This is a genomic window from Flavobacterium piscis (assembly GCF_001686925.1).
Lineage (GTDB): Bacteria > Bacteroidota > Bacteroidia > Flavobacteriales > Flavobacteriaceae > Flavobacterium > Flavobacterium piscis.
On the sequence record NZ_LVEN01000044.1, the window covers coordinates 88,203 to 101,508 of the forward strand.

Below are 13,306 nucleotides of genomic sequence, written 5' to 3' on the forward strand. Positions count from 1 at the left end.
ATTTTAGAAGTTAACACTTAGCCCAATGGCTAAAACTTTGGTTATTGGATACACGCGGCCGTTTGATGCTTCGCTGGAATTCACTTCAGGATCATATCCCGCTTTTAGTTTGGTGAATGTCAGTAGGTTTTGCCCCGTTATATAAGCTCTGAATTTGTTAACTCCCAACTGATCTGTAAATCGGGAAGGAATTGTATATCCCAGTTGTATGTTTTTTAAGCGCAGGTAAGAGGCGTCTTCTATCCAAAAGTCTGATTTGGCAGCATTATTTGCTGATTCAGTACCAATAGTTAAGCGTGGATAGGAGGCATCGGGATTTGCGGGAGTCCATCTGTCAATATGATAATCCATTACAGGGCCTTCGTTGCTGTTATGAAAAGCCTCAACTCCTTCACCACGAATCCACATGCTGCGTTTTCCAACACCTTGAATAAAAATGCTTAAATCGAGTCCTTTCCAATTCGCTGTATAGGTAAAACCGTATGTATAACGAGGATACGGATTTCCTAAAATAAATCGATCGTCTTCTTCTTTAATTACGCCGTCTCCATTTCTGTCAATGTATCTTATATCTCCTGGTTTTGCCCCTGCAGCATTAAAGTTTTGCTTCGCAGCAGCGCTCACCTCACTTGCATTTTGAAAAAAGCCATCACTTTTTAATCCGTAATAGGAGTTTATTGGATATCCTTTTTTCAAAATAGTAACGACATCGGTTCCGGAAATAAGAGTTCTTCCGCCATCATTGGTAACCTCATTTACATTGTCGGCAATATTTGCATTGATAGTATGTTTTACCTTACCTGTTTCGAATGCATAATTCACACTAAATTCCCAGCCTTTATTGTTAACAGAACCAATATTTTGAGTAGGGGATCCGCTCCCGTAAATACCGGGAACAGGCAGATTATTTACCAATACATTTTTTGAGTCTTTACTATATAAATCAATTGTAAAGGATAGTTTATTATTAAAAAAACCGGCATCAATTCCAAAATCCAGCATTTGACTGGTTTCCCAACTCAAATTTTGATTTGCCTCACTAAAATAGGCACCGTTGGCAAGATTGTCATTAAATGAATATGCCTGCGTATTGATGGATACTGTTCTCAAATATTTGTAAAGTCCTATATCCTGATTACCAACCTGTCCCCACGAAGCACGAACTTTTAAATTGCTTAAATAATCTGCTGATTTCATGAAATTTTCTTTGGAGATACGCCATGCCGCAGAAAATGACGGGAAAACTCCCCATCGCTTCTCACTGTCAAAACGGGAAGAACCATCGGCTCTAACATTGGCTTCAAGAAGATAACGATCTTGATAAGAGTAATTTATTCTTCCAAAATAAGATTGAATTCCCCATTCTTCCCCGCTGCCATAAGTGTTTTTTTCATCAGTCAGTTCTCCATTACCTAGAACCCCAAATTCATTACCGGGAATTCCTATCTTTCTGGCCTGAAACCATCTTCTGTCGCTATTTTCTTCAGATATTCCTAGCAAACCGCTAAAGGAATGATTTTCGCCTAATTTTTTATTATAATTAAGTGTAAGAGTTGAATTGAGTAATAACGTCCTGTCGAAACGGTCCATAACCGAACTTTCATTATCTCCTCCTCCGGAATAAGGAGCATAATCAATTGATCTTCTGAACTCATGATTGTTGTTATCGGCAAGATTAGCTCCAAAAAATCCTTTCAGTTTCAAATCCTTTATGATAGACCACTCGGCTGTAAGACCTCCTGAAAAACCATCATTTTGATAAGTTCGCATTCCGCCATTGGTTAAACGTGCCAATCCGTTGGAATTACTGCCACTTGGAAGGGTGAAATTTCCGTTTGCATCTTTTACGGGATAAATTGGCGGTATTCTGGTTGCTTGCTCGATAAGCCAGTTTGTCCAGTAAGCATGCTCTTTTATCGCCGAACCATTATAGGCTCCGCTGGCTGTTATATTTAATTTTTCAGATAATTTGGAGTGAATGTTAATCCTCACATTATTTCTTTTCAGACCATAATTGTCATTTCCCTCAAATAAGCTTTTTTGATTAATATGACCTATAGAAACATGATAAGAAATCTTTTCTCCGCCGCCTTCTACAGAAAGATTTTGTGTAGATTGCGGTGCTTTGTCTCTGTAAATTTCGTTTAGCCAGACCGTTCCCTGACCTATTTTTTTATAATTACTAATTTCATCAGGTGTAAATTTTGCAGGTAATCCGGAGTTAATCAAAGCTTCATTTCTTAGCTCTGCATATTCCCAGGCCTTTGCATATTTAGGCATGTTGGTTGGCTGTTGTAAACCATAGATGTAATCATAGGATATTCTGGTTTTTCCTGATTTCCCCATTTTGGTAGTAATCAGGATTACACCATTGGCGGCCCTGGAACCATAAACTGCAGCAGATGATGCATCTTTAAGAACGGATACACTTTCAATGTCATTTGGGTTAATATTGTCAATGCTTCCTTCCAAACCATCTATTAAGATTAATGGATAAGTGCCTGATTGAAAAGTACCAATTCCACGTATGTTTATATTGGTTCCCTGCCCGGGTTCACTTGAACCTTGTTGTATCACTAAGCCTGCAATTGTACCCTGTAAAGCTTGCGATGCAGAGGTTACGGGTTTGTTTTCAAAAACGTCTGAACGTACATTAGTAATTGCAGAACTTAGATTGGCTTTTTTTTGAGTTCCATAACCCACGACAATAACTTCTTTTAAAAGATTTTGTTCTTCTTTTAAAATGAAGTTAAGTGTCGTATTGCCTTTTACTTCTTTTTCGACACTTTCAAAACCTATGTAACTGACTATTATTACTGAATTTTCGGGTGCTTTTAATGTATAAACTCCATCAGCATTTGTTATGGTAGCAATCTTAGTTCCTTTGATGCTAACAGTTGCTCCAATTATAGTCTCGGATGTCCTGCTGTCTGTGACAGTTCCGGAAATTGAATTTTGGGCATGCAACACGGCAAGGTTAATTATCAAAAATAATGATAAGAACAGCATTGATTTTTGGGATATGCATATCCCAAAAAGCGGACTGGGTGTTTTCTGGTTTTTCATAAATACATCATTTTTTATTTTTTTGTTTGGTTAATTAATAGCAGAGATTGTTATTTTATAAAAGACTTTATCAAAAGTGATTTGTCATTTGGGTTTTCATTATAAATCGTATAGCTTTCGGCAGAAGCAGGAACAACAAATGTCTCGGCATAATTGAATCGTTGTTTAATGCCATTTTTAGTTTCTATAATGATTGATGTTCCTTCGATAAGCATCCAAACATGACATTTGTTATGAGTCAAAATAGTAATTTTGTTGTGCAATGTATAGCGATGCACATCGTAAAAATGCTCATTGTGCGTAGGCAGATGTTCTAATTTGTAGTCTTCTGTTTCTGTGATTGTATAAGGAACCGAAATTAATTCAGGAACGACAGCAGCTCCCTTTCTTTCAAAATTTAAATTCTTCATACCATGCTCGATATTAATCGGACGCGGTTTTCCATCTAAATCCAGACGAAGCCAATCGTACATTTTGAAAGTAAAAATGTAAGGTGCGCTGCTAATTTCCAAAACTAAATTGTTGCTTCCGGACGCATGAATAGTACCATTTGGAATTAAAAACAGATCATGTTTTTTGGCTATAAATTTCTGTATGTATTTGTCTACATCCAGTTCTTTTACATTTTTTTGACTGTCTGTCAATGCCTGATGAAATTCTTCTGGCTGAATATCGTCTTGAAACCCTAAATAAACCAATGGCTCATCTTTACAGTCCAGGATGTAATACGTTTCATCCTGCGTAAATGGCATTCCAAAATTTTCTTTTATATATTGAGGACTTGGATGGGACTGAATCGAAAGATTTCCTCCATCAAAAGTGTCCAGAAAATCGAATCTGATTGGGAAATCATATTTAAATTTTTCTGCGCAATCTCCCAGTACTTCTTTGTAATTGTTAAACATCAAAAAGTCAAAAGAAACCTCTAATAAATATTCGTTACTTTCGAACATTATTCCGTTTTCGAGAACCATAAGTTCAAATGACCACGCTAGATTATCAACATCCTTATTTAAACCTTCCATTTTTTCTTTCATCCATGTTCCTCCCCAAGCGCCAGGCTCAAACCATGGTCTTGGTCTGAAAACATTTTTTGCCATTTGGCTCAGGCCTTCACGAAGTTCGTTGCCTGACATGAATAAGTAATTGTCTGGTCGTTGCTCGTCTACAATTAAGTCGATAGCAGGAAGTATTTCATTTTTGTGTTTATTTAAAACAATCCAATCAACAAAATAAAAGCGTTTGTATGTTCTGCGGTTGTCAATACGATTAGCTGCACCTAAATTATTCGCCATTCCGGCACGAGCTCTAAACTGTAGTTCATTTTTTGGTAAGTCAAAATAGACTAATGGAGCTTGCCAGTTGGCCAGGGAAGCACCACAGCCAATAATAATATTGATATCGGCAGCAGTGTCTGGTTTAATTAATTGTAGTTTTTTGGTATCAAACCAGTCAATTAAACTCTTATCTGTTATTTTTCCAAAAAGAGGATCATCACCACCTAAATAAGGTACTAACATTTCATCTAATTCATCCGATGACTTCATTGCGGCATCTACATGAAACCAGCGTACACTTTTGCCTCTTTTATTTAGCTCTTCGTCCAGGCTCTCTATGAGGTGCTGCCAAAAAACACCAATATAACCATCAATTGTAATGGTTTTATGCTGTTCGATCCATGTAGCAAATTCTTCTATTCCGGCTTTTATCTTATTTTTTCCAAGCGGATATGAAGGGTAGGCTTCATAATTGTTTTTAATGTTGTTTTTCTTTTCGGGAGCTAAAAATTGCTGCGTTTTACGCCAGTCGTTGTTCTTTTTTAAATCTTGCATTTTTAAAGAGTTATTCGCATATAGGGCAGCTCCCATGATGGCAGCTTTATCCCATAGTGTGCATATATTAATTTCAGTTTTATTTATTTTTTTAATTTCTTCTTTAATTGTATCTAGAAAGTGATGAGATGCTTTTGCTAATCCTCCTCCCAGAACAAGACTTTCTGGCTGGAATTTATTAATCCATGGAGTCATAAACCGGATAAAGTTTTGGGCAAATTCATTAAATAGAAAAATAGCATCGGAGTCGTTAAGGTCTGCCAGAGCTGTTATCTCTTTTACGGTAACCACTTGTTCCCGATTTAATTTATTCCATTTCTTAACAAACCAGCGCGTCGAAAAATAATCGTCGGCTATTCCTTTCTTAAATGGGATATTATATAAGTAACCATTGGGAGCAACACCGTTTTTTTCTCCAGATTGTACCTTGCCATTAATCAGATAAGTACTTCCAAAGCCGGTTCCTAATGTTAGTACAAGGCATCGGGACTTATTCTTTGCTGCGCCTGCATGATATTCTCCCATTGCAAAACTTTCGGCATCATTTAAAAAGTACACCGGACTATTTTTTACAATTTTTTTGATTGCTTGCTTAACATTCAATCCAAATAATGAATCGTATTTTTTTACACCATTGATTTCTGAGATACCTTCCTCATAGTTAAACGGACCTGGCATAGAAATACCTACGGCAGCAATTTGATTTAAAGTAATGTTTGTGTTATGTGTTATTTTATCAATAAGGTTCTCAAAAGATTTTATAAAATCATCACAAGAGCCATTAGAATCTAAAAGGTTTTTTTGATATGAATCTGCAAGTAGTACTCCGGTCTGAGAATTTAATAAAGCTCCTGATAAATGCGAACCTCCTATGTCTATTCCTAAATAATAAATTTTCATGTGGTTTAAGGTTAAGATAAATAGCTTTTAAATTTGATATGTACATATGTATGTACAATATCGTTATAGCAAAGTAAATAAATTGTTATCAAACTACAAAAGGAGGTTGTTACTTTTGTCAAAAAAATAAAGTAACTTTGCCTCTAATAACTTGAATAAATAGGTTTTACTGCCTTATTATGTTGAATTTTTTTATTTAAAACAGCTGATTTTAAATGTTTTATAAAAATGAGTAATTCTCAAAGAATTTATTAAATACCTATGAAAATAACACTAAATCACGCCAGTTCTATTCCTCTGCATGTTCAGATAGAAGAGCAATTAAGAGTAGCAATTAAGTCTGAGGAGTATCAAAAAGGAGTGAAATTGCCTAATGAGGTCGCTTTGTCTAAACAATTAGGTATATCAAGAGCAACCTTGCGTCAATCTATCAATAAGCTAGTTTATGAAGGGTTGTTAATGCGAAAAAAGGGAGTAGGTACATTTGTAAAGAAATCCTCTATTAGTTCTAAAGCTCAAAATTGGTTGAGCTTTTCGCAAGAAATGAAAGCGTTAGGCATAGAGACCAAAAATTATGAATTGCATTTAAGCTGGGTAAAACCAACTGAAGAGCTTTGCTTGTTTTTTGATATAAAAGAAGATATAAGGATTTTGAAACTAGAACGCTTAAGAGGAAAAGCAGAATATCCGTTTGTCTATTTTATTTCCTATTTTAATCCGCGAATAGGATTAACAGGGAATGAGGATTTTTCTCGCCCATTGTACGAAATACTTGAACAGGATTTTAATTCGATTGTAAAATTATCTAAAGAAGAGATTAGTGCCATTAGTGCAGATTCTTATTTGGCTGGAAAGCTGGAAATAAAGGCAGGAGATCCAATCTTAAAGCGTAAAAGATTTGTATTTGATCCGGGCAGCAGACCTTTAGAATGGAATGTTGGATATTATAAAGCGGACAGTTTTACCTATACACTTGAATTCGAGCGCGAAATATAATATCTGAAATAATAAAATAATGGCATTTTAGATAAGAAACTCCAATTATAAATTTATAAGTTGGAGTTTCTTTTTTTTTTTTCAGTCTCTATCTGAATCGGAACTTTGTAAAACGACAAACCCGACAAGTTTTTAAAACTTGTCGGGTTTGATGTAATTTATAGTCAAAGTTTAGAAACTCAAAACTGCGATTGTGAACTGTAACTTATTTAACAAGAACCCAAGCGCCGGAAGCGATTAAAGTTTCTGCTTTCTTAAATTTCATTTCTTCAGTTCTGCCTGTTGCAACTTCCTGAACTGTAACAGTATCATTACGGTTGATTTTCGGCATGTCTCTTACGATAGTTTCTGTAACCTGACGTTGTTGTGTTTCTCCAGCTTCGCGGTTGATGTCTTCGCTGTTTACAATTTCGTCTTTGCTCAATTTGAAGTTTTCTTTTTGTCGAACTTCTTTTGCTTCGTGGATTTCAGGAACGTTTTGAGCTGGTAAATCACCTTTAAACAAGAATGAAATCACTTCTTTATTAACGTTGTCTAACATTCCTCTAAACAAATTAAATGCTTCTAATTTGTAAATAAGCAATGGATCTTTTTGCTCGTGAACGGCCAATTGAACAGATTGTTTCAATTCGTCCATTTTACGTAAGTGTTTTTTCCAGGCTTCATCAACAATTGATAAAGTGATGTTTTTCTCGAAATCAGCAATCAACTGAGCACCTTGGCTGTCATACGCTTTTTTAAGGTCTGTAACAACATTCAAAGTTTTGATTCCGTCAGTAAACGGAACTACAATACGCTCGAATTGGTTGTTTGGCTCTTCGTAAACTCCCTGAATAATTGGGTAAGCTTCTCTTGCGCTTCTTTCTGTTTTTTCAGTATAAAAAGCCAACGCTTCTTTGTATACTTTTCCTGTAACTTCAATATCTGATAATCTTGTAAAATCTGCTTCAGAGATTGGAGATGTAATTCCGAAATAACGAATTAAATCAAAATCAAACGTTTTGAAATCATTTGCTATTTTATTGTTGCTTACGATCAATTCGCAAGTATCATAAAGCATATTCGCGATATCCAGTTTCAAACGCTCACCAAATAAGGCGTGACGACGACGTTTGTACACTACTTCACGTTGAGAGTTCATTACGTCATCATACTCTAATAAACGTTTACGAACACCAAAGTTGTTTTCTTCTACTTTTTTCTGAGCACGCTCGATAGATTTAGTCATCATTGAATGTTGAATAACTTCACCTTCTTGCAATCCCATTCTGTCCATAACTTTAGCAACTCTTTCAGAACCAAATAAACGCATTAAGTTATCTTCAAGAGAAACATAGAATTGAGAACTTCCCGGATCTCCCTGACGTCCTGCACGACCACGTAACTGTCTGTCTACACGACGGGAATCATGACGCTCTGTACCCACAATTGCTAAACCTCCTGCAGCTTTAACTTCTGCAGATAATTTAATATCGGTACCACGACCAGCCATGTTCGTTGCAATAGTTACAACTCCGGCTTTACCTGCTTCTTCAACGATTTGAGCCTCTTGTTTGTGCATTTTAGCATTCAAAACGTTATGGGTAACGCCTCTCATTTTCAACATACGGCTTAATAATTCTGAAATCTCTACAGAAGTTGTTCCAATCAATACTGGTCTTCCTGCGTTTGATAATTCAGTAACATCTTCAATTACCGCGTTGAATTTCTCACGTGTAGTTTTGTAGATATAATCTTCTTTGTCTTGTCTTGAAATCGGACGGTTGGTTGGAATCTCCACAACGTCTAATTTATAAATCTGCCATAACTCTCCAGCTTCTGTAACTGCTGTACCTGTCATACCACCTAATTTGCTGTACATTCTGAAATAATTCTGTAATGTAACAGTTGCAAATGTTTGCGTAGCAGCTTCGATTTTTACATTTTCTTTAGCTTCAATCGCCTGGTGTAATCCGTCAGAATAACGACGACCATCCATGATACGACCTGTTTGCTCATCGACAATCATAATTTTGTTGTCCATGATTACGTACTCTACATCTTTTTCAAATAAAGCATATGCTTTTAAAAGTTGAGTCAGCGTGTGAATACGCTCGCTTTTTACTCCAAAATCCTGAAATAATCTTTCTTTAGCTTCAGCTTCACCATCTTTATCCAGTTTTTGTTTTTCGATAGCAGCAATTTCAGTTCCAATATCCGGAAGTACAAAAAAGTCAGGATCTGTATCTCCAGAAAGGTATTGAATACCATTATCAGTCAATTCAACCTGATTGTTTTTTTCTTCAATTACAAAATACAAAGCTTCATCCACTTTATGCATTTCGCGATTGTTATCCTGCATGTATTGATTTTCAGTTTTTTGAAGCAATTGTTTGATTCCTTCTTCACTCAAAAATTTAATTAATGCCTTGTTTTTAGGTAAACTTCTGTAAGCTCTCAATAATAAGAATCCACCTTCTTTAGTGTTTCCTTCTTTGATTAATTTTTTAGCCTCAGCTAAGAAACCATTCGCTAACTGACGTTGTTGTGCTACTAAGTTTTCGATTTTTGGTTTCAACTCATTAAATTCATGACGATCTCCTTGCGGAACCGGTCCTGAAATAATAAGCGGTGTTCTTGCATCATCAATTAATACAGAATCGACCTCATCGACAATAGCGTAGTTGTGTTTTCTTTGCACTAAATCGTTTGGCGAATGTGCCATGTTATCTCTTAAGTAGTCAAAACCAAATTCGTTGTTGGTTCCGTAAGTGATATCAGCGTCGTATGCTTTTTTTCTTTGTTCTGTACTTGGCTGGTGATTATCAATACAATCAACAGTTAAACCGTGAAATTCGAATAAAGGTGCTTTCCATGTACTATCACGTTTTGCCAAGTAATCATTCACCGTTACTAAGTGAACACCGTTTCCGGTCAAAGCGTTTAAGTAAAGCGGCAATGTAGCCACCAAAGTTTTTCCTTCACCCGTTTGCATCTCGGCAACTTTACCTTCGTGCAATACCATACCACCAATTAACTGAACATCATAGTGAATCATGTCCCATGTAATTTCTTTTCCGGCAGCATTCCATTTGTTTGCCCAAACTGCTTTTTCACCATCAATAGTGATATACGTTTTTGTGGCAGAAAATTCGCGGTCTTTTGGCGTTGCAGTAACTTCAATAAATGAATTGTCTTTAAAACGACGCGCTGTTTCCTTAACAACAGAAAAAGCCTCAGGAAGAATCTCCAATAAAGTTTTTTCTGAAATTTCGTATGCTTCTTTTTCAAGAGAATCGATAGCATCATAAAGATCTTCTCTTTTGTCGATGTCTTCGATGTTTTCAACTTCTGCTTTAAGTGCAGCAATTTTAGCATCTTTATCAGCTCTTGCTTCTTTTATTTTTTCTTTAAAATACGCGGTTCTGGCTCTCAATTCGTCGTGAGACAAACTCATTAAGCTGGTTTCGAATGTTTTAATTTTGTTTAAATAGGGCTGTAAAGCTTTGACATCTTTCTGTGATTTATCACCTACAAAGACTTTAATAATACTGTTTATGAAACTCATGATTTATTGTATTTCTATTTTATGTAAATGTGTATTTGAACCAAAAAAAAAGCCTCGGTGATGAGACTTTTTTCTTTGGTTTATTTTTTAATATTCATCCTCGTTCCAAAGATAATCTTCGTCTGTTGGATAATCAGGCCAAATTTCTTCCATTGATTCATATATCTCTCCTTCATCTTCTATTGATTGAAGGTTTTCTACTACTTCTAATGGAGCACCAGCTCTAATGGCGTAGTCTATAAGTTCATCTTTGTTAGCAGGCCATGGCGCATCACTTAAATAAGATGCTAATTCTAATGTCCAATACATCTGTTATCTGTTTAGTTTGTGCAAAAATAAATTTTTTACTGAAAAAGACAAGTAAATTTTGATTTATTTTAATAAAATTTAAGAACGTCTTTACTAGTATTCAGTTTTCAGTGCCAGTTTTCAGTCTTAAAACTAAAATTTGCTGCTAATTACTGTATTTTTTAGTATTCAGTTTTTGGTGCTGGTTTATAGTCTGAAAACTAAAAACAGCGACTGTTTACTTTCTCGGAATCCATTTCACTTCCTCCGCTTTTAAGTCTGAGGACAACTTCCGTGCCAAGACAAAAAGGTAGTCAGAAAGTCGGTTTAAGTACATGATTGCGATTTCTGGAACGTGTTCATTATGACTTAAATGTACTGCCAAACGCTCGGCACGGCGGCATACACAACGCGCAATATGACAATATGACACAGTTTGATGGCCACCTGGTAAAACAAAATGAGTCATTTGTGGAAGACTTTCCTCCATTTTATCAATTTCGTTTTCTAATAATTCAATGTCAGAATCAATAATTCCCAGATTCTTTAATCGAAGTTCACCGTTTTTTAAAACTTCTTTTTCTGCGGGAGTGGCTAAAATGGCTCCAACAGTAAATAATCTATCCTGAATTTCGATTAAAATCGTTTTATAATGCGCATCGATTTCCTGATCGCGAATGAGTCCTATATAAGAGTTCAATTCGTCAACAGTTCCGTAACTGTCAATACGAATGTGATCTTTAGGAACGCGCGTACCTCCAAAAAGAGCTGTCGTTCCTTTGTCTCCGGTTTTTGTATATACTTTCATTTTTTTTTGAGGTGCTAAGGTTCTGAGATGCTAAGATTCTAAGTTTATTTTAGAATGTAGATTTCTGATTTTAGATTTAATGATGTAATCAGAAATTTAAGATTTAGAAAATAATCTAAAATCTAAAATCAACAATCTAAAATTTCAAATGAATCTAAAATCAGAAATCTAAAATTATTTAGTTGTGTCGCTTTCAATCAAACCATCTCGCAAACGAATTACGCGATGTGCATAAGCAGCAATATCTTCTTCGTGCGTTACCAAAATTACCGTATTTCCCTGGGCATGAATGTCACCAAACAATTTCATAATTTCTACAGAAGTTTTACTGTCTAGGTTTCCTGTAGGTTCATCGGCCAAAATAATCGAAGGTTTATTCACCAAAGCGCGGGCAATGGCAACACGCTGGCGTTGTCCTCCTGATAGCTGATTGGGCTGGTGATCCATTCTGTCGGCAAGATTTACTTGTTTTAAAACTTCAATCGCGCGTTCGCTACGTTCAGATTTTGAATATCCTGCATAAATCATGGGTAATGCCACATTATCTAAAGCAGTTGTTCTGGGTAAAAGATTAAAGGTTTGAAATACAAATCCAATTTCTTTATTTCGAATTCCGGCCAATTCATCGTCTTTCATCTGGCTCACATCTTTTCCATTCAATACGTAATGTCCTGAAGTGGGCGTATCCAGACAACCTAATAAATTCATTAAAGTCGATTTTCCGGATCCCGATGGCCCCATTAAAGCTACGTATTCGCCTTTGTTGATTTCTAAATCTATACCCTTTAAGACATAGACGATTTCGTTGCCCAATACAAAATCTCGTTTGATGTTGGTTATTTTAATTAATGGATTTGCCATTTCGATTTACAATTTTGGATTTAAAAGTACAAAACACTTTTCAATAAATGATAAGTAGCCTGAAATTGATTTTTGTTACAAAAACAGCCATTTATAAGGCTTCGCATTTTTTCGTCAAATTTTTTTAATACTATTATATTTCATTGATTTAAAAACTTGTTATATGATTGTGAAATGTTTTTACATAATTATCATATTTATTAAATTTTGTTGAATTATTTTAATTTTAAATATTAAAAAAATGATAATTATTTAAGTTTATTTAAAAATTTAACTATATTTGTTATCTAATCTTAAATAATCAAAATTATGAAAAACATACAATTATTATCGGGAGTTGCATTAATTGCATTAGCATTTACATCTTGTAAAGATGAAAAACAAGAGAAAGCTCAAAAAACAGTCGATGCTTACGTAGCTTACGTGGATTCGGTTAAAAATGTAAAAGCTGATGATTTGAAAGCCGATTGGGCAACTGTTGAGGCTGAATATGACAGAAAAGCTGCTGAAGCTCAAACTGCACTTGCAGATCTTAAAGACAATTCTGCAGCAACAGAAAAAATAAATGCAAGTAAGGTAAAATACGAAGAGTTCAAAAATGAAATGACTACCGTTCTTGCCCCTCCGGCTCCAAGCCCAAAACAACAATTAAGAAACGCCTTATTTGGTGAAGGAAAAATTGGTGATGATATGAATTTTGACTGGGTAAACGCTAAAAATATTCATAGTGTATACCAACAATTTGTACATACTGTAGAGGATAATAAAGATAAATATACTCGTGAAGACTGGGATGAAGTGAAATTGATGTATGAAGCTTTGGATAGCCGTAAAAATACAGTTGAAAAAGAAGGTCTTACATCTGAAGATAATAGAAAAATCGCAGGTTTAAAATTGAAATTTGCTCCAATGTATACTGTTAACAGAATGGGAGCAAAATCAGAAGAAAATAAAGAAGCTAAAAAATAATTAAGTATTCTTGAATTAGTACTAAAATGACAATCAGAA

8 protein-coding genes are annotated in these 13,306 nt (G+C 35.2%); 2 read left to right on the top strand and 6 right to left on the bottom strand.

Annotated elements, in window-relative coordinates:
• Nucleotides 1–3: 3 nt before the first annotated feature.
• Both FLP_RS20105 and FLP_RS20110 read right to left on the bottom strand, forming a co-directional pair.
• Nucleotides 4–3,066 carry a SusC/RagA family TonB-linked outer membrane protein gene (locus FLP_RS20105; protein ID WP_083195916.1) on the bottom strand — a complete coding sequence of 1,021 codons (3,063 nt, stop codon included), beginning with the start codon at nucleotides 3,064–3,066 and terminating at the stop codon, nucleotides 4–6.
• Between the two features lie 50 nt (nucleotides 3,067–3,116).
• Nucleotides 3,117–5,798 (bottom strand): ROK family protein, encoded by a 2,682-nt coding sequence (locus FLP_RS20110; protein WP_083195917.1) that lies wholly within the window; start codon nucleotides 5,796–5,798, stop codon nucleotides 3,117–3,119.
• A gap of 261 nt (nucleotides 5,799–6,059) precedes the next feature.
• Between FLP_RS20110 and FLP_RS20115 the strand changes: the two genes are divergently transcribed.
• Nucleotides 6,060–6,794 (top strand): GntR family transcriptional regulator, encoded by a 735-nt coding sequence (locus FLP_RS20115; protein ID WP_065451289.1) that lies wholly within the window; start codon nucleotides 6,060–6,062, stop codon nucleotides 6,792–6,794.
• Between the two features lie 205 nt (nucleotides 6,795–6,999).
• Here FLP_RS20115 and secA read toward each other — a convergent pair whose 3' ends face one another.
• From secA to FLP_RS20135, 4 genes are all read right to left on the bottom strand, one after another.
• Complete coding sequence (gene secA, locus FLP_RS20120) at nucleotides 7,000–10,341, bottom strand: preprotein translocase subunit SecA (protein WP_065451290.1); 3,342 nt, start codon at nucleotides 10,339–10,341, stop codon at nucleotides 7,000–7,002.
• 87 nt (nucleotides 10,342–10,428) lie between these two features.
• Entirely contained in the window at nucleotides 10,429–10,650 is a 222-nt protein-coding gene (locus FLP_RS20125) for a DUF2795 domain-containing protein (RefSeq protein ID WP_007138072.1), read from the bottom strand.
• Nucleotides 10,651–10,867: 217 nt separating this feature from the next.
• On the bottom strand, nucleotides 10,868–11,437 hold the full coding sequence (locus FLP_RS20130) for a cob(I)yrinic acid a,c-diamide adenosyltransferase (RefSeq protein ID WP_065451291.1): 570 nt from the start codon (nucleotides 11,435–11,437) through the stop codon (nucleotides 10,868–10,870).
• A gap of 174 nt (nucleotides 11,438–11,611) precedes the next feature.
• Nucleotides 11,612–12,298 carry an ABC transporter ATP-binding protein gene (locus FLP_RS20135; protein WP_065451292.1) on the bottom strand — a complete coding sequence of 229 codons (687 nt, stop codon included), beginning with the start codon at nucleotides 12,296–12,298 and terminating at the stop codon, nucleotides 11,612–11,614.
• Between the two features lie 309 nt (nucleotides 12,299–12,607).
• On the opposite strand from FLP_RS20135, the gene FLP_RS20140 reads away from it, so the two are divergent.
• The gene (locus FLP_RS20140; RefSeq protein WP_065451293.1) at nucleotides 12,608–13,267 is read left to right on the top strand and encodes a DUF6565 domain-containing protein; all 660 of its coding nucleotides are present in this window, start codon (nucleotides 12,608–12,610) and stop codon (nucleotides 13,265–13,267) included.
• Nucleotides 13,268–13,306 lie beyond the last annotated feature (39 nt).

Excerpts from the sequence above, each read along its gene's own strand:
- FLP_RS20135 (WP_065451292.1), bottom strand. The coding sequence starts at position 12,298 with ATGGCAAATCCATTAATTAAAATAACCAACATCAAACGAGATTTTGTA.
- FLP_RS20140 (WP_065451293.1), top strand. The coding sequence starts at position 12,608 with ATGAAAAACATACAATTATTATCGGGAGTTGCATTAATTGCATTAGCA.
- FLP_RS20125 (WP_007138072.1), bottom strand. The coding sequence starts at position 10,650 with ATGTATTGGACATTAGAATTAGCATCTTATTTAAGTGATGCGCCATGG.
- FLP_RS20110 (WP_083195917.1), bottom strand. The coding sequence starts at position 5,798 with ATGAAAATTTATTATTTAGGAATAGACATAGGAGGTTCGCATTTATCA.
- secA (WP_065451290.1), bottom strand. The coding sequence starts at position 10,341 with ATGAGTTTCATAAACAGTATTATTAAAGTCTTTGTAGGTGATAAATCA.
- FLP_RS20105 (WP_083195916.1), bottom strand. The coding sequence starts at position 3,066 with ATGAAAAACCAGAAAACACCCAGTCCGCTTTTTGGGATATGCATATCC.
- FLP_RS20130 (WP_065451291.1), bottom strand. The coding sequence starts at position 11,437 with ATGAAAGTATATACAAAAACCGGAGACAAAGGAACGACAGCTCTTTTT.
- FLP_RS20115 (WP_065451289.1), top strand. The coding sequence starts at position 6,060 with ATGAAAATAACACTAAATCACGCCAGTTCTATTCCTCTGCATGTTCAG.